Below are 20507 nucleotides of genomic sequence, written 5' to 3' on the forward strand. Positions count from 1 at the left end.
CCTCGATGGCTTGGCGGTTTCCACAGTATCGAAGTGCAAGCCATTCTCGGATACTGTATTTTCTGTCCAAAGCCATTACGTTCCGGCATGACTTTCGATCTCCGACAATTGCGCGCGTTCACGACGATCGTCGCGTGCGGCAGCCTCGGCCGCGCGGCCGACGCGCTGCATGTGACGCAGCCGGCGCTGAGCCGGATCCTGAAGCGGCTCGAGGACCAGGTCGGCGCGCCGCTGTTCGAGCGCCACTCGAAGGGCGTGCAGCTCACCGCGTTCGGCGAAGCGCTGCTGCCGCATGCGACGCTGCTGCAGCATGAGGCCGAGCATGCGCGCGAGGAGCTCGACGCGATGCGCGGGTTCGCGAAGGGCACGATCAAGGTCGGCACGGTGGGCAGCATCGCGAGCCTGGTGCTGCCGGTCGCGGTCGGCCGCGTGCTTGACCGCTGGCCGAACCTGCGTGTCGAGATCATCGAAGGTGTGTGGGACCGGCTCGCGGAAGGGCTGAACAAGCACGAGATCGATCTCGCGCTGTCCGCGCACGGTCCCGATACCGACGAGATCGTCGCGATTCCCGAATGCCGCTGGGAAGATCGCAGCCACATCGTTGCGGCGCCGCACCATCCGCTGCGCGCGCTCGGCCGCGCGCCGACGCTCGCCGATACGCTGCACGCGCGCTGGGCGATTCCGCCGCGCGGCACCGCGCCGTTCGACCACATGCGCGCGACCTTCGACGCGCACGGGCTCGCGCTGCCCGACATCGCGGTCGAAACGCGCTCGGTCACGACGCTGAAGAGCCTCGTGGCGCACGCGGGCTTCCTGAGCTGGATGGCCGAGCCGATGTACGGCGCCGAACAGCGCGCCGGCACGATCGATACGCTGCCCGTGCGTGAAGTCGTCGCGGTGCGCACGCTCACCGCGTTCCGGCGCCGCCACGGCATCCTGCCGGGGCCGGCCGGCAAGCTGCTCGACGAACTCGTCGCGCTGACGCGCGAAGGGCGCTGACGCCGTTTTTCCGTCCGGCCTTTCGCGCTCGCCCTGGCCGCGCGCCACCGCAGCGCACCATCGAAATGCCGTTTCCCCGCCTTGACTTTCGCTCGCCTGAATACGATCATTCGCTCACATAAAGAGCAAATGATCGTATTCGACTGGAAAGACAGGCACGAACAGGAGACACCGGATGAGCGAATCGTCCTCTGCCCGCGCGCCCGTGCTGCTGCACATCGGCGCAGGCTCGTTTCACCGCGCGCACCAGGCGTGGTATCTGCATCGCGTGAACGCGGCCGTGCCGGCCGGCGAACGCTGGTCGTTGAGCGTCGGCAACATCCGCGACGACATGCGCGCGACGATGGACGCGCTCGCCGCGCAGCACGGCGAATACACGCTCGAAACCGTCACGCCGCAAGGCGAACGCGCCTACGAGACGATCCGCGCGATCACGCGCGTGCTGCCGTGGTCGCTCGACCTCGCCGCGCTGATCGACGCCGGCGCCGACCCGGCCTGCCGGATCGTGTCGTTCACCGTCACCGAAGGCGGCTACTACCTCGACGAACACAACCGGCTCGACCTCGCGAACGCCGATCTCGCCGCCGACCTGCAGGGCGCGCGCACGACGCTGTACGGTGCGCTCGCGGCGCTGCTCGCCGAACGCGCGCAGCGTGACGCGGGCCCGCTCACGCTGCAGAGCTGCGACAACCTGCGCAACAACGGCGCGCGCTTTCGCGCGGGGATGCGCGAATTCCTCGAACGGCGCGGGCAGGCCGACCTGCTCGCATGGTTCGACGCGCACGTCGCGACGCCGAGCGCGATGGTCGACCGCATCACGCCGCGCCCGACCGCCGACGTGCGCGAGCGTGTGCGCGCGGCCACCGGCTTCGACGATGCGTGCCCGGTGATGGGCGAATCGTTCATCCAGTGGGTGATCGAGGACCGCTTCGCGGCCGGCCGGCCGCGCTGGGAACTGGCCGGCGCCGAGCTCGTCGACGACGTGCATCCGTACGAGGAAGCGAAGATCCGCATCCTCAACGCGACCCACAGCTGCATCGCGTGGGCCGGCACGCTCGCGGGCCACACCTACATCCACGAAGGCACGCACGACGCGGCGATCCGCCGCTTCGCGCACGACTACGTGACGCAGGACGTGATCCCGTGCCTCACGCCCAGCCCGCTCGATCTCGCGCGCTACCGCGACGTCGTGCTCGAGCGCTTCGGCAACCCGTACGTGCTCGACACGAACCAGCGCGTCGCCGCCGACGGCTTCTCGAAGATCCCCGGCTTCATCGCGCCGACGCTCGTCGAATCGTTCGCGCGCGGCGCGGCGCCGGTCGCCACCGCGGTGCTGCCCGCGCTGTTCCTGCGCTTTCTCGAACGCTGGGCGCGCGGCACGCTGCCATATGCGTACCAGGACGGCGTGATGGACGACAGCGCCGCGCGCGCGATCGTCGACGCCGACGACCCGGCCGTCGCGCTGTGCGCAAGCCGCCCGCTGTGGGGCTCGCTCGCGGGCAACGCGGCGCTGTTCGAGGCGCTGCGCGCCGGGCTCGCGCGCGTCGACGCATGGCTCGCGGCGCGCTGATGCGCGCACGCCGGCGCCCGGCCGCCCGGCCGGGCGAACCCGCTTGGCACAGGCCGGGCGGCACGGCTAAAGTAGCGGCTCCTCTCTGACGGAACGGATCGCTCATGTATCTCGGCATCGACCTCGGCACCTCGGAAGTGAAGGTGCTGCTGCTCGCCCCGGACGGCGCGGTCGTCGGCACCGCCGGCTCGCCGTTCACCGTGTCGCGGCCGCACCCGCGCTGGGCCGAGCAGCATCCGGACGACTGGTGGCACGGCACGCTCGCCGCGCTCGCGGCGCTGCGCGAACGGCACCGCCAAGCGTTCGCGCAGGTGCGCGGCATCGGCCTGTCGGGCCAGATGCACGGCGCCGTGCTGCTCGACCGCGACGATCGCGTGCTGCGGCCCGCGATCCTGTGGAACGACATGCGCAGCGCCGACGAATGCGCACTGCTCACCGAGCGCGCGCCCGATCTCCATGCACTGGCCGGCAACCTCGCGATGCCCGGCTTCACCGCGCCGAAACTGCTGTGGGTCGCGAAGCACGAACCCGACGTGTTCGCGGCAACCGCGTGCGTGCTGATGCCGAAGGACTACCTGCGGTTCCGGCTGACCGGCGCGAAAGTGTCCGATCCATCGGACGCCGCCGGCACGCTGTGGCTCGACGTCGCGCGCCGCGACTGGTCCGACGCGCTGCTCGCCGCGTGCGGGATGACGCGCGACCAGATGCCCCGCATCGTCGAGGGCAACGCGCCGTCCGGCACGCTGCGTGCGGACGTCGCCCGCGAACTCGGGCTGTCGGAGGCCGTCCTGGTCGCGGGCGGCGGCGGCGACAACGCGACGAGCGCGCTCGGCATCGGCGCGATCCATGCGGGCGACGGCTTCGTATCGCTCGGCACGTCCGGCGTGCTGAGCGTGGTCGGCGACCGCTTCATGCCGAATCCCGCATCGGCCGTGCACGCGTTCTGCCACGCGATTCCCGATCGCTGGCAACTGATGAGCGTCGTGCTGTCGGCCGCGAGCTGCCTGCGCTGGGTCTGCAAGCTGACCGGCACCGACGAGCCCGCGCTGCTCGCCGAAGTCGAGGCGCTCGACCCCAACGCGCTCGCGACGGCCCCGCTGTTCCTGCCCTACCTGTCCGGCGAGCGCACGCCGCACAACGATCCGTACGCGCAGGGCGTGTTCTTCGGGATGACGCACGCGACCGAACGCGCGCACCTCGGCTACGCGGTGCTCGAAGGCGTGACGCTCGGCCTTGCCGACGGCCTCGACGCGCTGCACGCAGCCGGCGTCGAAACCGACCGGTTGTCGCTGATCGGCGGCGGCGCGCGCAGCGCGTTCTGGGCGCAACTGATCGCGGACGCGCTGAACGTCAGCACGCGCCAGATCGGCGGCGGCGAAACGGGCGCGGCGCTGGGGGCGGCACGGCTCGGCTGGCTGGCCGCCGGCGGCGATCCGCATACGGTGCTGACCAAGCCGCCGGTGCGCGCCGAATATGCACCGGACGCCGCCCGCCATGCACTGCTGCGCGAACGCCTCGACGCATTCCGGACGCTGTACCGCCACGTGCGCCCGCTGTACGAACCGTCGCGCGCACGACTCGCGTAGGCGCCGCGGCCGTGCGCCCGGCCATCGGCCGCGCGCGCGACATGCGGTACAGTGGATGCCGTCATGCGGCCCGCCGGCCGGTCCGCGGGGCGGCCCCCAGATCCGAACCGAATCGCTATCGTGTCCAAGTCCTCAGAAAAACTCGATCTCGCCACGCGCGCCGCGTGGCTCTATTACGTCGCGGGCGACACGCAGAACGAAATCGCCGAAAAGCTGCAGGTATCGCGTCCCGTCGCGCAGCGCCTCGTCGCGTTCGCGGTCGAGAAGAACCTGATCCGCGTGCGCGTCGACCACCAGCTTGCCGACTGCCTCGATCTCGGCGCGCAGTTGTCGAAGCGCTACGGCCTCGCGATGTGCGAAGTCGTGCCCGTCGACACCGATGCGCCCGACGCGATCGACCGCAAGCTCGCGGTCGCCGGCGCGCAGGTGATGGAGCGCTACCTGAACGAAACCCGGCCGATGGTGATCGCGGTCAGCAGCGGCCGGACGCTGAAGGCCGCGGTCGCGCAGATCGCGCAGATCGACCGCCCGCAGCACCGGCTCGTGTCGATGGTCGGCGCGATCGCGGCCGACGGTTCGTCGAACCGCTACGACGTCGCGCAGTACATCTCGGAGAAAACCGGCAGCAAGCATTTCCTGCTGCCCGCGCCGCTGTTCGCCGACAGCAACGCGGAACGCGCGCAGTGGTGCAATCACCGGCTGTACCGGATCGTCGAGGCGCTGTCGGGCGAAGCCGACGTCGCGTTCGTCGGGATCGGCAACATCGGCCCGCACTGCCCGCTCTACGAAGACGGCTTCATCACCGAGCAGGAGCGCGACGAGATGACTGCGCTCGGCGCGGTGGCCGAACTGCTCGGCGTGCCGATCGACGCGCAGGGTACGCAGATCACCGTGTCGACCAGCGCGCGCGTGACGAGCGTGGCGCTCGCCACGCCGCCGAAGCTGCCGACGATCGCATTCGCCGGCGGCCCGAAAAAACGCGACGCGGTGATTGCCGCACTGCGTGGCGGCTGGCTGTCGGGGCTCGTCACCGACGAAACCTGCGCACGCGCCGCGCTCGACGCGAAGGCGGCCTGACGCCGCCGTCGAACGCGCTGTCTCAGGCCGCGCGCGGCGCCGGAAACGCATGCCGGCGCGCGCGCCACGCGCCGACCCACGCGGCCGCCAGCAGCACGACGAGCACCCACGGAATCGCGCCGGCACCCGTGGCGCCGAGCAGCATCCCGCCCGCGATGCCGCCGCCGGCGATCGCGAGATTCCATACCGTCACGAGCATCGACTGCGCGACATCGGCCGACTCCCCGGCCGCGTTCGCGGTGGCCGTCTGGAACAGCGTCGGCGCGCCGCCGAACGCGAGCCCCCACAGCACGACGCCCGCATAGACGATCGTCATCCCGGAACCCGCGCCGAGCAGCGCGGCCGCCAGCGCGAACAGCGCGATGCTGGCGAGCGTCAGGCGTCGTTGCGCGGCGCCGATCCATGCACCCGTCAGCGCGATGCCGGCCAGCGACGCGATGCCGAACACGAACAGCACCACATCGACCTGCGCGCCCATGCGCACGCCCGCGAGGAACGGCGCGACGTACGTGTACAGCATGTTGTGCGCGAGCACGTACGCGAACATCACCGTCAGCACCGGCCGCACGCCGGGCAGCGCCATCACGCCGAGCACCGGCTCGCGCGCGCCGGCCGGCTGCCCCGGATAGTCGGGCACGCGCACGCGGATCCAGCCGATCAGCGCAAGCGCCGCCAGCGTGATGCCCGCGAACGCGACGCGCCAGCCGAACGCCGCGCCCAGCGCGGTGCCGGCCGGAATACCGATCGACATCGCCACCGGCGCGCCGAGCATCGCGACCGCGATCGCGCGGCCGCGCAGCGACGCATCGACCATCCGGCTCGCATAGCCGGCCAGCAGCGCCCACAGCAGCCCGGCCGCCATGCCCGCGACGAAGCGCGCGGCAAGCGTGAGCGCGTAGTACGGCGACACGGCCGTCACCGCATTCGACACGACGAAGCCGGCCAGCGCCGCGAGCAGCAGGCCGCGACGCCGCATCGCGCGCGTCGCGGCAACGAGCGGAATCGCCGCGACGATCGAGCCGAGCGCATACACGGTCACGAGCTGGCCGATCAGCGCCTCGGGCACGCGCAGGTCGGCGCTCATCAGCGGCAAGAGGCCCGCCGGCAACGCTTCGGTGAGGATCGTGATGAAGCCGGCCGTCGCGAGCGCCAGCAGGTTCGAGACCGGCAGGCGTTCGCTCGCCTGCGCCGGCTGGCCGGCAACCCGGTCGTCCATCAACGGGCAATCGCTCATGACGCGCTCCCGGTTTCGACGCCGTAGACCGCATCGCGCACCGCGGTCACGATCCGTCCGTCGAGGCCCTTGTACAGCGTGTTGGTCAGCGCAACGACCGTCAGCCCGGCCGCGCGGTCGACGAACCACGTATGCCCGTACGCGCCACCGCCGCGCCAGGTGCCGACCGACTCCGGCGACTGCGCGGCGGCCGGATCGCGCAACACCGAAAAGCCGAGCCCGAAGCCGAAACCGGGCGCGTCCGGCAGTTCGTGCGCCCCCGGCTGGACACGCGCCATCTCGTCGCCCCATGCGGGGTCGAGCCAGCCGTCGCGGCCCGTGCGCAACGCGTCGAGCAGCGTCACGCAGTCGCGCGCGGTGCCGGCCATCCCCGCGCCGCCCGACGGCCAGGCATCGGCATCGAACACGCGCGCCGGCTCGAAACGGATGCCGATCGTGCCGTCGAACACCGGTACGAGATCGACGTCCGCCATCCGGCGCGGCGCGCCCGGCGTGGTCACGTATGGCGTCGCGAAGCGTGCGGCGTCGTGCGCGACGAACGCGGTGTCGGTCATCCCGAGCGGTGTCGTGACGCGCTCGGCCACCGCGTCGGCGAGCGGCCGCCCGTCGACCGCCTCGATCAGCGCGCCGACCACGTCGAGCGCGAGCGAATAGCCCCACGACGTGCCCGGCGCGAACTGCAGCGGCACGCTGGCGATGCGCCGCAGGTTTTCGGCAAGCGAGAGCCCCGCGCGATCCATTCCGTCGGACACGCCCGCGCGCGCATACGGGCCGTCGCCGTCCGCTTCGAGGAAGCGGTAGCCGAGGCCGGCCGTATGCGACAGCAGATGACGCAACGTGATGACGGCAGGCGTGCCGTCGGTCAACGTCGGGCGGAATTCGGGCAACCAGCGAGCGACCGGTTCGTCGAGCGTGATGCGTCCCGCCGCGACGAGCCGCATCGCGGCGGCCGCCACGACCGGCTTCGTGACCGACGACAGACGGAACAGCGCGTCTTCCCGCATCGGCGTGCCGGCTTCGCGATCGGCGAGCCCGACGGCGCGCGCATAGCGCAGCTCGCCGTCCTGGGCGACCCGCACGACCGCGCCGACCATGCGCTCGTCGGCGAGCGCGCGATCGAGTGCGTCGTCGAGCCGGTGGCGCAACGCGGCGTCCGGTGCCACGCGGAAAGCGGTGACAGGCAGGGATGACATGACGTGACCTCATACGGTGAACGAGCGCTCATCGTAGGGAGCCGACGCAAGAAGAAAAACCGGGTTAGAGTTCCGGACAATCCGGACGTGGAAGTCCGCAATCGGGAACCTGCATGGAAAATCTGGGCGGCTTCGTCGTGTTCGTTCAGGTCGCGGAAACGCGCAGCTTCGTCGCGGCGGGCCGCGCGCTCGGGCTGTCGGCATCGGCGATCGGCAAGCGCATCGCGCGGCTCGAGGCGCGCCTGAACGTGCGGCTCTTTCACCGCAGCACGCGCAGCATCACGCTGACGGCCGAAGGCGCACGCTTTCTCGAACGGTGCCGGCGCGTGATCGCCGAGATCGACGCGGCCGAACAGGAACTGACGCACAGCGCGGAAGCGCCGCGCGGGCGGCTACGCGTGAGCCTGCCGACGATCGGCACGCTGCTGTTGCCGGTGCTCGCCGATTTCATGGCCGCGTATCCGGAGATCGAACTCGACATCGATTTCAGCGACCGGCTCGTCGACGTCGTCGACGAAGGGTTCGACGCGGTGCTGCGCACCGGCCAGCCGTCGGATTCGCGCTTGTCGTCGCGGCTGCTCGGCCACTTTCGCCAGCACCTCGTCGCGTCGCCCGACTATCTCGACCGGCACGGCACACCGCGCACGCCGGCCGATCTCGCGCAGCACCGCTGCCTGCACTACCGCTTCCCGACCAGCGGCAAGCTCGAGACCTGGCCGCTGCGCGCGCCGCGCGCGGGCACGCTGCCCGAGGTGCCGGTCGCGATGGTCAGCAACAGCGCGGAAGCGCGGCTGTGCTTCGTGCTGCGCGGGCTCGGCATCGCGTGCCTGCCCATCTTCTTCGTGCGCGACGCGCTCGCCGACGGCACGCTGCACGCGGTGCTCGACGAACACGTCGCGAGCTGCACGCCGGTTTACGTGCTGTGGCCGTCGGGCCGGCACCCGACGCCGAAGCTGCGTGCGTTCGTCGACTACATGGCCGAACACCTGCGCATCTGAGCGGCGCCGGCGCCGCCCGTCACGCGGCCTTTGCGTGCGCGCTCAGCCGGCGGAACGCCTGACCGTGCTCGTCGAACAGATGACAGTGCTCGGCCTGAGCGTGCACGCGCAGTGCCTCGCCGGTGCGATACGTGTCGAGCGGCGGAATCCGCGCGATCAGCCCGTCCGGCGCAACGGCCGACTCCGCATACAGGTACGCGGCATCGCCGAGCGATTCGACGGCCATCGTCCGGGCGGCAACGCCCGTGCCGGCTGCATCGACCAGCAGGTGTTCGGGCCGCACGCCGACTGTCACCGTGGCGCCGCGTTGCAGCCCCGCCGCTTCCACCGCGACGCGCTGCGTCTCGCCGCTGTCGAAGCGCACGAGCACGCCGCCCGCATCGGCCGATTCGACCGTGCCCTTCAGGAAGTTCATCTTCGGCGAGCCGATGAAGCCCGCGACGAACTGGTTCGCCGGCGCGTGATACAACGCGTTCGGCGTGCCGACCTGCTGCACCGCGCCGCCTGACAGCACGACGATCTTGTCCGCGAGCGTCATCGCTTCGACCTGGTCGTGCGTCACGTAGATCATCGTCGTCTTCAGCTCGTCGTGCAGCCGCGCGAATTCCAGCCGCATCTTCACGCGCAATGCGGCGTCGAGGTTCGACAGCGGCTCGTCGAACAGAAACACCTTCGGCTTGCGCGTAATGGCGCGGCCGATCGCGACGCGCTGCCGCTGGCCGCCCGACAGCTGCTTCGGCTTGCGGTCGAGCAGGTGATCGATGTGCAGGATCTTCGCGGCCTGCTTCACGGCCTGGTCGATCTCGGGCTTTTTCGCGCCCGCGAGCTTGAGGCCGAATGCCATGTTGTCGTACAGCGTCATGTGCGGGTACAGCGCATACGACTGGAACACCATCGCGATGCCGCGTTTCGCGCTCGGCACGTCGTTGACCTTCGCGCCATCGATCAGCAGGTCGCCGTTCGAAATATCCTCGAGGCCCGCAATCATCCGCATCAGCGTGGATTTGCCGCAGCCGCTCGGCCCGACGAACACGACGAATTCGCCGTCGGCGATGTCGAGGTTCACGTTGCGCAGCACTTCGGTGTCGTCGTAGCGCTTCGCGATGTTGCGCAGGAGCACGCTTGCCATGATCTGTCTCCGTTCGTTCGTGATGCGCCGCCTTGCCGGCAGCGCGCAATCGTTGCTAGTTCGGCAGCACCGCGCCCGTCGCCTGCCAGCGCGCGACGTAGCCGGGCAGCTCGTGCATGTCGTCGAATACGTGACGCGCGCCGATGCTGCGCAGCGCGTCGATCTGGGCCGCCGACGCGTGCCCGCCGCCGACGAAGCCGAGCACGGTCATGCCGGCCGCGGCCGCCGCGGTGATGCCGGTCACGCTGTCCTCGACGACGAGGCAGTGTGCGGGCGCCGCGCCGAGCGTGCGCGCAGCCGCGAGATACACGTCGGGCGCCGGCTTCGGCCGCGCAACCGAATCCGCGCAGAACAGCCGGTCGCCGAAGAAACGCGCGAGGCCCGTGCGTGCGAGCGCCGCCTCGACGTACGCGCGATAGCTGTTGCTCGCGCACGCCGTCGTCAACGGGATCGCGGCGAGCGCCGTGTCGATGCCTTCGACCATCGGCGCGTTGACGGCGGCCGCCTCGACCGCGCGGCGGATCGCCTCGACGTCGGCGGCCGACAGCGTGCGGCCGACGGCCTCGCCCGCGCCGGCCAGCACGCGCTCGATGCGCAGCCCGAGCAGCGGCATCACGGCCGGCCGCGCGTCGACGCCCGGCCAGCGCGCATCGAGTTCGCGCACGATCACGTCGGCGGCCACGGCCTCGCTGTCGATCAGCACACCGTCGCAATCGCAGATCAGGATATTCACGCTCATTTGACCGCCCCGAACGTGAGCCCGCGCACGAGCTGCTTCTGCGACAGCCAGCCGACGATCAGGATCGGCGCGACGGCCAGCAGGGAAGCCGCGGACAACTTCGCCCAGAACAACCCTTCGGGGCTCGAATAAGACGCGATGAACACGGTCAGCGGCGCGGCGTTCGAACTCGACAGGTTGATGCTCCAGAACGCCTCGTTCCACGACAGGATCACGAGCAGCAGCGCGGTGGACGCGAGCCCCGGCAGCGCCATCGGCATCAGCAGGTAGACGATCTCCTGCCATGTCGACGCGCCGTCGATCCGCCCGGCTTCGAGGATGTCCTTCGGAATTTCGTTGAAGTACGTGAAGGTCATCCACACGGCGATCGGCAGGTTGATCAGCGTGTAGACGATCACGAGCCCCGACACCGTGTCGAGCAGCCCCGCGTTCTTCCACAGCAGGTAGATCGGCACGAGCACGCCGACCGACGGCATCATCTTCGTCGACAGCATCCACAGCAGCACCTTCTGCGTGCGGTGGTTCGGGAAGAACGCCATCGCGTACGCGGCCGGCACCGCGAACAGCAGCGAGATCACCGTGACGCCCGCCGAGATCAGCACCGAATTCCACGCGAACGCGAAGTAGTTGCTGCGCGCGAACACCTCGCGGAAGCTGTCGAGCGTCGGCACGAAGAACAGCGTCGACGCGTACGCCTGCTGCTCGGTCTTGAACGCGGTGATCGCCATCCAGAAGATCGGGAAGAACAGCAGCAGCGCGATCAGCCACGCGAGCGTGCCGGGCAGCGCGCGCCGCACGAGGTCGAACACGGCCGGCACGCGCCGGCGTTCGAAGGTCAGGTCGCTCATTTCTCGTACTCTCCCTTCAGGTTGCGCGCGAGCATCCGCACGAGGAAGAACGACACGACGTTCGCGACCACGACGGCGATGATGCCGCCCGCGGACGCGAGGCCGACGTCGAACTGCTGCAGGCCGAGCGCGTAGATCAGGTAGGACAGGTTGGTCGTTGCGTCGCCGGGGCCGCCGCCGGTCGTCGTATAGATTTCCGCGAAGATCGACAGCAGGAAGATCGTCTCCATCATCACGACCACGGCGATCGCGCGCTTCAGGTGCGGCAGCGTGATGTAGAAGAACATCGCGATCGGGCCGGCGCCATCGATGCGCGCGGCTTCCTTCTGCTCCTGGTCGAGCGACTGGATCGCGGTGAACAGGATCAGGAACGCGAACGGCAGCCACTGCCACGCGACGATGATGATCACCGCGGTGAGCGGGTAATCGGCGAACCAGTCGATCGGCGTCATCCCGAGCGCGCGCATCGCGTTCGCGACGAGCCCGTATACCGGATGCAGGATCATGTTCTTCCAGATCAGCGCGGACACCGTCGGCATCACGAAGAACGGCGCGATCGCGAGCAGGCGCGCAACACCCTGCCCGTAGAACTTGCGGTCGAACAGCACGGCCATCAGCACGCCGCCGACCACCGTGATCGCGAGCACCGCGCCGATCAGCACGAGCGTGTGCCAGATCGCGGGCAGGAACGACGGATCGGTCGCGAGGAAACGGTAGTTGTCGAGCCCCGCGAAGCCCTTCACGTCCGGGTTCAGCAGGTTGTAGCGCGAGAACGAATACCAGATCGTCATCGCGAGCGGAATCGACATCCACAGCAGCAGCACCGCGACGGACGGCGACACGAGCCAGCTCGCGCCGCCGCGCGCGCGGCGCGGCGCGCCGGGTGGCGACGACGCGTCGCCGACCGACGGCGCGTGACTCAGGGGAAGACGCAGGTGACGCATGATCGGAGTCCCTCCGGTTGATGCGCGGGCGCGAACGACCTGCCCGCCTTTCAGCTTCGCCGGCCCGCAGCGTGTGCAACGGCGCACGCTGCGGGCCGCGTGACTGCTTGAGCGTTACTTCTTGTAGCCGGCCTGCCGCACTGCGCGGTCGGCCGCGGCCTGCCCGGCGGCGAGCGCCTGGTCGACCGTCATCTGGCCCGCGACCGCACCGGCGATCGACTGGCCGACCACCGTGCCGAACGACTGGAATTCAGGAATCCCGACGTACTGCACGCCCGTGTACGGCACCTTCTTCAGCGACGGATCGTTCGGGTCGGCCGTCTCGATCGCCTTCAGCACGAAGTCCGAGAACGGCGCGGCGGCCTTGTACTCGGGGCGCTGATACGTCGACGTGCGCGTGCCCGGCGGCACCGATGCCCAGCCTTCGTCCTTGCCGGCCATCTCGATGTACTGCTTCGACGTCGCCCACGCGATGAACTTGCGCGCGGCGTCCTGCTGCTTCGACGTCTTCGGCACGGCCAGCGCCCATGCCCACAGCCAGTGCGAACCCTTCGGTGTGGCCGCCACCGGCGCGGCCGCGAAGCCGATCTTGTCGGCCACCTGCGACTGCTGCTTGTTGTAGAGCATGCCGGCCGCGACCGTCGCATCGATCCACATCGCGCACTTGCCCGATGCGGTCAGCGTCAGGTTCTCGTTGAAACCGTTCGAGCTCGCTCCCGGCGGGCCGTCCTTCTTCAGCAGGTTCACGTAGAACGTGATCGCCTTCTTCCATTCGGGCGACGTGAGCTGCGCGTTCCAGTTCTCGTCGAACCAGCGCCCGCCGAACGTGTTCACGACCGTCGACACGTACGCCATGTTCTCGCCCCAGCCGGCCTTGCCGCGCAGGCAGATCCCGTAGGTGCCCTTCGCCTTGTCGGTGAGCTTGTCCGCGAAGTCGGCGATCTGGTCGTAGGTCGGCTGGTCGGGCATCTTCAGCCCCTTCGCCGCGAACAGGTCCTTGCGGTAGAACGTCATCGAGCTTTCGACGTAGAACGGCAGCGCATAGAGCTGGCCGTTGTACGACAGGCTGTCACGCGCGGTCTTCACGATGTCGTTCAGGTCGTAATCGGCCGGCAGGCCCGTGATCGGCGCGAGCCAGCCGCGCTTGCCCCACTGCGGCGTCTCGTAGGTGCCGATCGCCATCACGTCGAACTGGCCGCTGCCGGTCGTGATGTCGGTCGTCGCGCGCTGGCGCAGCACGTTCTCCTCGAGGATCACCCAGTTCAGCTTGATGTCCGGGTTCGCCTTCTCGAATGCCGGCGACAGCTTCTTCAGCTCGATCATGTCGGGGTTGTTCAGCGTCGCGATCGTCAGCGTGCCGGCGGACGCGGCGCAGGCCGCCGTCGCGAGCGCGGCTCCGGCGAAGCAGCGTGCGGCGGCGTCGAGCATCTTTCGTTGCATGGCATGTCTCCTGTGTTTGTTCGAAGTGTCGTCGGTGTTGCGTCGTTTCCTTCGCGGCCCGTCATGCCGGCCGCTGCATGCCGCACGCGCGCGCATAGTGCGCGATCACGTCGCGTATCCGGTGGCGCACCCACGCGCGCGGCTCTTTCGCGAGCCCGCCCGCGCGGCATGCCGCGTAGACATCCGGCAGCCACTGCGCGACGAGCGTCTCGGGCACCGGCTGCCGCGCGAGGTTGCCGAACAGTTGCTCTACCGCGGCCGCGACGGCCGGCTGCAGCCAGTAGTAGCGGATGCGGTCGCTGTAGCTGAACTGGCGCGCGAGCCGCTGCGCGCTCTCGTCGCCGCGGTAGTACGGCGCCCAGTGTTCGGGCTGCGCACGCATCGCGGCATCGACGACGTCGCGCAACCGCGAGCGCTGCGCGACGTCGTCGATCAGCGCCTCCTCGATGAAGGTCAGCGCAAACAGGGCCTCGCGCAGCGCGAACGTCAGCGCGGGGCCGACCTTCAACACCGCGAAGTGGTCGCGCACGAGCGCGGCGAGCGCATCTTCGGTCTGGTAATCGGTCGAATGTGCCTCGAACACGAGGCGTGGTGTATGCAGGATACTCGCCCCAAGCGACGCTGCCTTGGCACTGTCGTAGTCGAGCACGTGGCGATCGTCGAAATCGACGCCCGGCTGCGCGACGATCGCGACGACGCGCGTCCATGCGTCGTCGAGCCCGGCCGCCGCGAATGCGCGGCGGTGCGCGTCGAGCGTCGCGTCGATGCTGTCGCTGCGCGTGACCGCGATTTGCGCGATCGCATCGCTGCCCGCTTCATCGCCCGCATCGCCGCTGACTTCGCCGCCCGGCGTCGGGACCTCGGTGCCGATCACGTAGACGGGCGCCGTGCCGGCGCGCCGGGCGGCATCTTCCGCCGCGCGGCACAGCTCGGCCGCGCGCGCGGCGATCGTCCGGTCGTCGAGCCGCTCGGGATCGTCCGCGCACGCCATGCTCGCATCGAGGTGGATCTTTTCGAAGCCGGCCTCGACATACGCGGCGACCATCGCGACGGCCTCGCGCATCGCGTCGGCCGCACGACGGTGCCGCCACGGGTTCGGGCCGAGATGGTCACCGCCGAGCACGAGCGCCGACGGCGCAAGCCCGCAGCGCGCGGCGATCGCGTCGACGTCGCGGCGGAAATCGGCCGGCGTCATGCTCGTATAGCCGCCGAGGTGGTTCACCTGGTTGCAGGTCGCCTCGATCAACAGAGGCGAGCCGTCCGCGCGCGCGGCTTCGCACGCGGCCTCCAGCACGAGCCGGTGCGCGCTGCAGATCGAATAGATGCCGCGCTGCGCGTCCGCGCGGTTCGCGTCGAAGATCATCCGCAGCACGGCGTCCGCGTGCGCATGGCGCGGGCGTTCGGCAAGGGTCGTCAGGCCGGACATGCGATACCTCGTTCGGTCAGGAAGCGGTCGATCTCGGCCGCACTGCTGTTGCCTTCCATCGGGCCGCGCCGCGTGACCGCGATCGCGCCGGCCGCGTTCGCGCGGCGCAGTGCGACCTCGATCGGCACGCCCGCGACGAGGCCCGCGACCAGCGTGCCGCCGAAGCAGTCGCCGGCGCCGGTCGGGTCGGTTTCGTCGACCGGAAAGGCCGGTGCGTCGACGCGGCTCGCGCGGTCGAACGCGACGCTGCCTTGCGCGCCGCGTTTCAGCACGACGCGCTCGAGCAGCGGATGCGTCGCGAGCAAACCTGCGATCGCGCGCTCGGCCGGCTGCGGCCCGCAGAAGAACGGCAGGTCGGCCTCGCTCGGCAGGAACAGATGGCACGCGGCGAGCATCTGGTCGAGCGCCGCGCGCATCGGGCGGAAACTCAGCATCTCGGGCCGCACGTTCGGATCGAACGACACCTTCGCGCCGGCACGCGCAGCCTCGATCACGCCGCGCTGCACGGCCGCGATCGCCGATTCGCTCGTCAGCGACGAGCCCATCACGTGGAAGTAGCGGCAGCCGTCGAACATTGCGCTATCGACGTCGGATGCATCGACGCACGCGGCCGCGCTGGTGGACAGCGTGAATACGAAGCTGCGCGTGCCGTCGTCGCGATATGCGACGAACGCGGTGCCGGTCGGGCGCGCGACGCGGCGGATGCGCGCGACGTCGACGCCGTCGCGTTCGAGCCGCGCGACGATCGCATCGCCGAACGCGTCGCGGCCCACGCAGCCCGCATACGCGACGCGCGCACCGAGCCGCGCGGCCTGGTCGGCGAAGATCGCCGGCGCACCGCTCGGGAACGGTCCTGCGAACAGGCCCGGTGTCTCGAAGCCCTGGCCGCGCTCGGCGGCGACGAATTCGGCGAGCAGTTCGCCTGCGACGACGATCTCGGCCATCAGGCGGCCCCTCCTGGTACGACGGCGGCCGCGGCGCGCGGCGATGCCGCAGCGTCGCGGGCCGGCCGGCGGGTGGCGCGTGCGAGCGGCGCCACGTCAGCTCATCCAGTTGCCGCCGTCGACGTTCAACGTCTGGGCGGTGACGTAATCGGCGTCGGCCGACGCGAGGAACAGCGCGGCGCCCGTCAGGTCGCCCGGCACGCCCATGCGGCCGAGCGGCACGGCTTCGCCGACGAGCCGCTTCTTCTCGCCGAGCGGACGGTTCTCGTAGCGCGCGAACAGCGCATCGACCTGCTCCCACATCGGCGTGTCGACGACGCCCGGCGCGATCCCGTTCACGTTGATCCGGTGCGGCGCGAGCGCGAGCGCGGCCGACTGCGTATAGCTGATCACCGCGGCCTTGGTCGCGCAGTAGTGCGAAACGAGTGACTCGCCGCGACGGCCGGCCTGCGACGACATGTTGACGATCTTGCCGCCGCGCCCCTGCTCGACCATCCGCTGCGCGACGGCCTGCATCAGGAAGAACAGCCCCTTCACGTTGACCGAGAACAGCCGGTCGAACACGTCCCACGATTCGTCGAGGATCGGGCGCATGTCGAACAGCGCCGCATTGTTGAACAGGATGTCGACGCCGCCGAAGCGCTCGACCGCCGTCGCGACGATCCGCTCGATGTCGTCGCGGCGCGTGACGTCCGCGGTGACGGCCACCGCGCGGCCGGGGTTCGCCTCGATCAGCCGCGCGAGCGAGCCGCCTGCCGGCTTCACGTCGACGAGCACGCAGCGCGCGCCCTCGTCCAGATAGCGTTGCGCGACCGCCTCGCCGATGCCGCTTGCGGCGCCCGTCAGGATCGCGACCTTGTCTTCCAGTCTCACTGGCTGTCTCCGGTTCGTTCTGCTGTACGACGGTCACGAGGTGAGCGAACGCTCGCTGACCGATCAATTGCTCTGTTGTTGATCGAATGATCGGATACGCGATTCGCGCTGTCAAGACGACGTGACGGCTTTCTATGACGCGCTGCGGCACGGCGGCGCACGACGGCGGCCCGTTGCGTACGCCCGGCAAGGCGCGGGGCGCGCGGTGCGGCGCAGTGGGACCGGCGATGAAGGGGACGAAGCGAGGACGGAAAGGGGAAATCGCGCTGCACGGCGCGACGATACGTTATATCATCGCCATACTGTGTTTCATCGCCCTGCTTCACGCCATGGCTACCTCATCGTCCATTGACGCCCGGCTGTCCCGGGCCGACGCATTCGCCGCCGAGCACGGGCTCGCGTGGACGCCGCTGCGCCGCCAGGTCTACGAACGCGTGCTGGCCGCGCAGCGCCCGATCGGCGCGTACGACCTGCTCGCCGAACTCGAACCGCAGCGCGGCCGCGTGCCGCCGACGACCGTCTATCGCGCACTGGATTTCCTCGTCGAGCACGGCTTCATCCACCGGATCGAATCGAAGAACGCGTTCTTCGCGTGCTGCGAGATCGGCGTGCCGCACGAAGGCCAGTTCCTGATCTGCGATTCGTGCGGCGACACCGTCGAGATTCCCGGCGGCGACCTCGCGAAGCAGCTGTCCGCGAGCGAGCCCGCGCACGGTTTCGAAGTCCACCACCAGGTCGTCGAGCTGAGCGGCCTGTGCGGGCACTGCAAGCGCAAGCCCGCGCAACGCTGACGCCGAATCGCGCGGCCACGCGCCGCCCCTTCCCACGAGGAGTTCCATGTCCATTGCCCTGAAGCGCGCGCCGCGGCGTGCCCTGTCGCCTGTCCGCTGGCTCGCCGCCGCCGTTGCCGCGCTGTCGCTCGCGGCGCCCGCGTTCGCGCAGGCCGCGACCGTCAACGTCGTCGCCGCCGAGAATTTCTACGGCGACGTCGCGACGCAGATCGGCGGCAGCCACGTCGCGGTCACGAGCATCCTCAGCAATCCCGACCAGGATCCGCACCTGTTCGAAGCGAGCCCGAAGACGGCCCGCGCGCTCCAGCACGCGCAGGTCGTGATCTACAACGGCGCCGACTACGATCCGTGGATGGGCAAGCTGCTCGGCGCGTCGAAGCAGGCGAAGCGCGCGACGATCGTCGTCGCCAACCTGGTCGGCAAGAAGGCCGGCGACAACCCGCACCTGTGGTACGACCCGGCGACGATGCCGGCCGCCGCGCGCGCGATCGCGGCCGAGCTTGGCCGTGCCGACCCGGCGAACAAGGCCGAGTACGACGCGAACCTGCAGAAGTTCGTCGCGTCGCTGAAGCCCGTCGACGACAAGGTCGCCGCGCTGCGCGCGAAGTACAAGGGCGTGCCGGTGACGGCCACCGAGCCCGTGTTCGGCTACATGTCCGACGCGATCGGTCTCGACATGCGCAACCAGCGCTTCCAGCTCGCGACGATGAACGACACCGAAGCCAGCGCGCAGGACGTCGCCGCGTTCGAGAACGACCTGCGCAAGAAGCAGGTGCGCGTGCTGATCTACAACAGCCAGGCCGAAGAACCGATGACCAGGCGCATGCTGAAGATCGCGCGCGACGGCGGCGTGCCGACCGTCAGCGTCACCGAGACGCAGCCGGCCGGCAAGACCTTCCAGCAATGGATGGCCGGCCAGCTCGACGCGCTCGGCAACGCGCTGTCGGCCGGCAAGCAATAAACAACCGTAACGACATGACCGACACTCCCCACGCACTCGCCGTCGATCGCGTCACGCTCGAACTGGGCGGACGCACGATCCTGCGCGATGTCAGCTTCTCGATCGAACCCGGCGAATTCGTCGGCGTGCTCGGGCCGAACGGCGCGGGCAAGACGACGCTGATGCGCGCGGTGCTCGGCCTCGTGCCCGTGTCGGCCGGCACGCTGTCCGTCGGCGGCGTGCCGGTCGTGCGCGGCAACCCGTCGATCGGCTACATGCCGCAGATCAGGAGCGGCCTCGCGAACCGCCGGATGCGCGGCTACGACTTCGTCGCGATGGCCGCCGACGGCCACCGCTGGGGGCTGCCGCACACGAACGCGGCCACGCGCCGCGACGTCGATCGCGTGCTCGATCTCGTCGGCGGCCCGTCGCTCGCGCGCCGGCCGCTGTCGGAACTGTCGGGCGGCGAGCGCCAGCGCCTGCTGCTCGCGCAGTGCCTGCTCGGCAATCCGAAGCTGCTGCTGCTCGACGAGCCGCTGATCAGCCTCGACCCGAACCACCAGCGCGGCGTCGTCGAACTCGTGCGCAACGTGCAGCGCGAGCTCGGCATCACCGTGCTGTTCTCCGCGCACGAACTGAATCCGCTGCTGAACGCGCTCGACCGCGTGCTGTATCTCGGCAACGGCGTCGCGGCGCTCGGCACCGTCGACGAGGTGATCACGAAGCCCGTGCTGTCGCGGCTCTACGGGTCGCCGATCGACGTGATGCGCGTGAACGGCAAGATCTTCGTGATGTCGGGCGACGTCGAGATCGAGAAGCACGACCACGAACACGAGGACGACGACGGTCACTCGCACGGCGGTGGCGGCGGCCACGGCCATCACCACCACGGACACGCTCATCCCGGGCATTCGCACGATGTTTGAATACGACTTCATGATCAACGCCTTCGCGGCGTCGGGCATCGTCGCGGTGCTCGCGGGCATCGTCGGCTACTTCCTGGTGCTGCGCGGGCAGACCTTCGCGGGCCATGCGCTGTCGCACGTCGGCTTCACGGGCGCGACGGGCGCGGTGCTGCTCGGCATCTCGCCGATCTGGGGGATGGTCGGCTTCACGCTCGCGGCCGGGATCGGGATGGGTGCGCTCGGCGAAAAGCTCGCGGGCCGCGACGTCGCGATCGGCGTGATCCTGTCGGGCGCGCTCGGCTTCGGCCTGCTGTTCCTGCATTTCTATACGTCGTTCGCAACGCAGGTCACCGCGCTGCTGTTCGGCAACGTGCTCGCGGTCAGCCACGACACGCTCGCGGTGCTCGCGGGCATCGGCGCGGTGAGCCTCGCGGCGCTCGCGCTGATCGCACGGCCGCTCTTGTTTGCATCGCTGCAGCCGGAACTGGCCGAAGCCAAGGGCGTGTCGTTGCGCACGGTGTCGATGCTGTTCCTCGCGGTGTGCGCCCTCGCGGTGGCCGCGGCGACGCAGATCGTCGGCGTGCTGCTCGTGTTCACGCTGCTGGTCGGGCCGGCTGCGGCCGCGCAGAACGTGTCGACGCGGCTGTCGACGGGCGTGCTGCTCGCCGCGCTGTTCGCGCTGTTCGAGGCGTGGGCCGGCATCGTGCTCGCCTATCACACCGACTGGCCGACCAGCTTCTGGATCACCGCGCTGTCGGCGCTCGTGTACGGCGCGAGCCTGTTGCGGCGCAACTGATCGCTGCCCGACGGATCGCTGCCCGACGCAAATGAAAACGCCGGCGTGCCCGAGGGCAGCGCCGGCGTTTTTTCA

19 protein-coding genes are annotated in these 20507 nt (G+C 69.9%); 9 read left to right on the plus strand and 10 right to left on the minus strand.

Annotated features, from left to right (window positions below; all coding sequences use genetic code 11):
- Nucleotides 1-87 precede the first annotated feature (87 nt).
- From BLA15945_RS32505 to BLA15945_RS32520, 4 genes are all read left to right on the plus strand, one after another.
- A complete protein-coding gene (locus tag BLA15945_RS32505; RefSeq protein ID WP_174994286.1) occupies nucleotides 88-999 on the plus strand; it encodes a LysR family transcriptional regulator in 912 nt (303 codons plus the stop codon).
- Nucleotides 1000-1174: 175 nt separating this feature from the next.
- A complete protein-coding gene (dalD, locus tag BLA15945_RS32510) occupies nucleotides 1175-2569 on the plus strand; it encodes a D-arabinitol 4-dehydrogenase (RefSeq protein ID WP_174994287.1) in 1395 nt (464 codons plus the stop codon).
- Between the two features lie 104 nt (nucleotides 2570-2673).
- On the plus strand, nucleotides 2674-4155 hold the full coding sequence (gene xylB, locus BLA15945_RS32515; RefSeq protein ID WP_174994288.1) for a xylulokinase: 1482 nt from the start codon (nucleotides 2674-2676) through the stop codon (nucleotides 4153-4155).
- Nucleotides 4156-4218: 63 nt separating this feature from the next.
- Nucleotides 4219-5232, plus strand: a complete 1014-nt coding sequence (locus BLA15945_RS32520) for a sugar-binding transcriptional regulator (RefSeq protein ID WP_081051894.1) — start codon at nucleotides 4219-4221, stop codon at nucleotides 5230-5232.
- 22 nt (nucleotides 5233-5254) lie between these two features.
- Here BLA15945_RS32520 and BLA15945_RS32525 read toward each other — a convergent pair whose 3' ends face one another.
- Both BLA15945_RS32525 and BLA15945_RS32530 read right to left on the minus strand, forming a co-directional pair.
- Nucleotides 5255-6466 (minus strand): MFS transporter, encoded by a 1212-nt coding sequence (locus tag BLA15945_RS32525; RefSeq protein ID WP_174994289.1) that lies wholly within the window; start codon nucleotides 6464-6466, stop codon nucleotides 5255-5257.
- On the minus strand, nucleotides 6463-7659 hold the full coding sequence (locus tag BLA15945_RS32530) for a serine hydrolase domain-containing protein (RefSeq protein WP_174994290.1): 1197 nt from the start codon (nucleotides 7657-7659) through the stop codon (nucleotides 6463-6465). Before BLA15945_RS32530 ends, BLA15945_RS32525 begins: the two co-directional genes overlap by 4 nt.
- Nucleotides 7660-7772: 113 nt before the next feature.
- On the opposite strand from BLA15945_RS32530, the gene BLA15945_RS32535 reads away from it, so the two are divergent.
- Nucleotides 7773-8657, plus strand: a complete 885-nt coding sequence (locus BLA15945_RS32535) for a LysR family transcriptional regulator (protein ID WP_174994291.1) — start codon at nucleotides 7773-7775, stop codon at nucleotides 8655-8657.
- A 19-nt stretch (nucleotides 8658-8676) separates the two neighbouring features.
- Here the strand turns inward: BLA15945_RS32535 and BLA15945_RS32540 are convergent, their stop codons facing one another.
- The 8 genes from BLA15945_RS32540 to BLA15945_RS32575 all read right to left on the minus strand — a co-directional run bounded on the left by BLA15945_RS32540 (nucleotide 8677) and on the right by BLA15945_RS32575 (nucleotide 17000).
- On the minus strand, nucleotides 8677-9786 hold the full coding sequence (locus BLA15945_RS32540) for an ABC transporter ATP-binding protein (RefSeq protein WP_059233336.1): 1110 nt from the start codon (nucleotides 9784-9786) through the stop codon (nucleotides 8677-8679).
- Nucleotides 9787-9841: 55 nt separating this feature from the next.
- Entirely contained in the window at nucleotides 9842-10525 is a 684-nt protein-coding gene (locus BLA15945_RS32545; protein WP_059233335.1) for an HAD family hydrolase, read from the minus strand.
- Entirely contained in the window at nucleotides 10522-11373 is an 852-nt protein-coding gene (locus BLA15945_RS32550; protein WP_059233334.1) for a carbohydrate ABC transporter permease, read from the minus strand. The genes BLA15945_RS32545 and BLA15945_RS32550 overlap by 4 nt, the downstream gene beginning before the upstream one ends.
- On the minus strand, nucleotides 11370-12317 hold the full coding sequence (locus tag BLA15945_RS32555; RefSeq protein ID WP_059233333.1) for a carbohydrate ABC transporter permease: 948 nt from the start codon (nucleotides 12315-12317) through the stop codon (nucleotides 11370-11372). Before BLA15945_RS32555 ends, BLA15945_RS32550 begins: the two co-directional genes overlap by 4 nt.
- 114 nt (nucleotides 12318-12431) lie before the next feature.
- Nucleotides 12432-13757: an ABC transporter substrate-binding protein gene (locus tag BLA15945_RS32560; RefSeq protein ID WP_059233332.1), complete on the minus strand. Its 1326-nt coding sequence runs from the start codon at nucleotides 13755-13757 to the stop codon at nucleotides 12432-12434.
- A 61-nt stretch (nucleotides 13758-13818) separates the two neighbouring features.
- On the minus strand, nucleotides 13819-15183 hold the full coding sequence (locus BLA15945_RS32565) for a D-tagatose-bisphosphate aldolase, class II, non-catalytic subunit (RefSeq protein WP_174994292.1): 1365 nt from the start codon (nucleotides 15181-15183) through the stop codon (nucleotides 13819-13821).
- A complete protein-coding gene (locus tag BLA15945_RS32570; protein ID WP_174994293.1) occupies nucleotides 15171-16127 on the minus strand; it encodes a sugar kinase in 957 nt (318 codons plus the stop codon). The genes BLA15945_RS32565 and BLA15945_RS32570 overlap by 13 nt, the downstream gene beginning before the upstream one ends.
- Nucleotides 16128-16223: 96 nt before the next feature.
- The gene (locus tag BLA15945_RS32575) at nucleotides 16224-17000 is read right to left on the minus strand and encodes an L-iditol 2-dehydrogenase (RefSeq protein ID WP_059233329.1); all 777 of its coding nucleotides are present in this window, start codon (nucleotides 16998-17000) and stop codon (nucleotides 16224-16226) included.
- A gap of 329 nt (nucleotides 17001-17329) precedes the next feature.
- Between BLA15945_RS32575 and BLA15945_RS32580 the strand changes: the two genes are divergently transcribed.
- From BLA15945_RS32580 to BLA15945_RS32595, 4 genes are read left to right on the plus strand one after another with little or no spacing between them, the layout of a single operon-like run.
- On the plus strand, nucleotides 17330-17791 hold the full coding sequence (locus tag BLA15945_RS32580; protein ID WP_011546084.1) for a Fur family transcriptional regulator: 462 nt from the start codon (nucleotides 17330-17332) through the stop codon (nucleotides 17789-17791).
- A gap of 46 nt (nucleotides 17792-17837) precedes the next feature.
- Nucleotides 17838-18752, plus strand: coding sequence for a metal ABC transporter solute-binding protein (locus BLA15945_RS32585; protein WP_174994294.1), 915 nt, complete (start codon nucleotides 17838-17840; stop codon nucleotides 18750-18752).
- Nucleotides 18753-18766: 14 nt separating this feature from the next.
- Complete coding sequence (locus BLA15945_RS32590) at nucleotides 18767-19657, plus strand: ABC transporter ATP-binding protein (protein WP_059233327.1); 891 nt, start codon at nucleotides 18767-18769, stop codon at nucleotides 19655-19657.
- The gene (locus BLA15945_RS32595; RefSeq protein ID WP_027810962.1) at nucleotides 19650-20432 is read left to right on the plus strand and encodes a metal ABC transporter permease; all 783 of its coding nucleotides are present in this window, start codon (nucleotides 19650-19652) and stop codon (nucleotides 20430-20432) included. The genes BLA15945_RS32590 and BLA15945_RS32595 overlap by 8 nt, the downstream gene beginning before the upstream one ends.
- The last annotated feature ends 75 nt before the right edge of the window (nucleotides 20433-20507 follow it).

This window comes from Burkholderia arboris (genome assembly GCF_902499125.1).
In the GTDB taxonomy this organism is placed as follows: domain Bacteria; phylum Pseudomonadota; class Gammaproteobacteria; order Burkholderiales; family Burkholderiaceae; genus Burkholderia; species Burkholderia arboris.

Excerpts from the sequence above, each read along its gene's own strand:
- BLA15945_RS32505 (WP_174994286.1), top strand. The coding sequence starts at position 88 with ATGACTTTCGATCTCCGACAATTGCGCGCGTTCACGACGATCGTCGCG.
- dalD (WP_174994287.1), top strand. The coding sequence starts at position 1,175 with ATGAGCGAATCGTCCTCTGCCCGCGCGCCCGTGCTGCTGCACATCGGC.
- xylB (WP_174994288.1), top strand. The coding sequence starts at position 2,674 with ATGTATCTCGGCATCGACCTCGGCACCTCGGAAGTGAAGGTGCTGCTG.
- BLA15945_RS32520 (WP_081051894.1), top strand. The coding sequence starts at position 4,219 with ATGCGGCCCGCCGGCCGGTCCGCGGGGCGGCCCCCAGATCCGAACCGA.
- BLA15945_RS32525 (WP_174994289.1), bottom strand. The coding sequence starts at position 6,466 with ATGAGCGATTGCCCGTTGATGGACGACCGGGTTGCCGGCCAGCCGGCG.
- BLA15945_RS32530 (WP_174994290.1), bottom strand. The coding sequence starts at position 7,659 with ATGTCATCCCTGCCTGTCACCGCTTTCCGCGTGGCACCGGACGCCGCG.
- BLA15945_RS32535 (WP_174994291.1), top strand. The coding sequence starts at position 7,773 with ATGGAAAATCTGGGCGGCTTCGTCGTGTTCGTTCAGGTCGCGGAAACG.
- BLA15945_RS32540 (WP_059233336.1), bottom strand. The coding sequence starts at position 9,786 with ATGGCAAGCGTGCTCCTGCGCAACATCGCGAAGCGCTACGACGACACC.
- BLA15945_RS32545 (WP_059233335.1), bottom strand. The coding sequence starts at position 10,525 with ATGAGCGTGAATATCCTGATCTGCGATTGCGACGGTGTGCTGATCGAC.
- BLA15945_RS32550 (WP_059233334.1), bottom strand. The coding sequence starts at position 11,373 with ATGAGCGACCTGACCTTCGAACGCCGGCGCGTGCCGGCCGTGTTCGAC.
- BLA15945_RS32555 (WP_059233333.1), bottom strand. The coding sequence starts at position 12,317 with ATGCGTCACCTGCGTCTTCCCCTGAGTCACGCGCCGTCGGTCGGCGAC.
- BLA15945_RS32560 (WP_059233332.1), bottom strand. The coding sequence starts at position 13,757 with ATGCAACGAAAGATGCTCGACGCCGCCGCACGCTGCTTCGCCGGAGCC.
- BLA15945_RS32565 (WP_174994292.1), bottom strand. The coding sequence starts at position 15,183 with ATGTCCGGCCTGACGACCCTTGCCGAACGCCCGCGCCATGCGCACGCG.
- BLA15945_RS32570 (WP_174994293.1), bottom strand. The coding sequence starts at position 16,127 with ATGGCCGAGATCGTCGTCGCAGGCGAACTGCTCGCCGAATTCGTCGCC.
- BLA15945_RS32580 (WP_011546084.1), top strand. The coding sequence starts at position 17,330 with ATGGCTACCTCATCGTCCATTGACGCCCGGCTGTCCCGGGCCGACGCA.
- BLA15945_RS32585 (WP_174994294.1), top strand. The coding sequence starts at position 17,838 with ATGTCCATTGCCCTGAAGCGCGCGCCGCGGCGTGCCCTGTCGCCTGTC.
- BLA15945_RS32590 (WP_059233327.1), top strand. The coding sequence starts at position 18,767 with ATGACCGACACTCCCCACGCACTCGCCGTCGATCGCGTCACGCTCGAA.
- BLA15945_RS32595 (WP_027810962.1), top strand. The coding sequence starts at position 19,650 with ATGTTTGAATACGACTTCATGATCAACGCCTTCGCGGCGTCGGGCATC.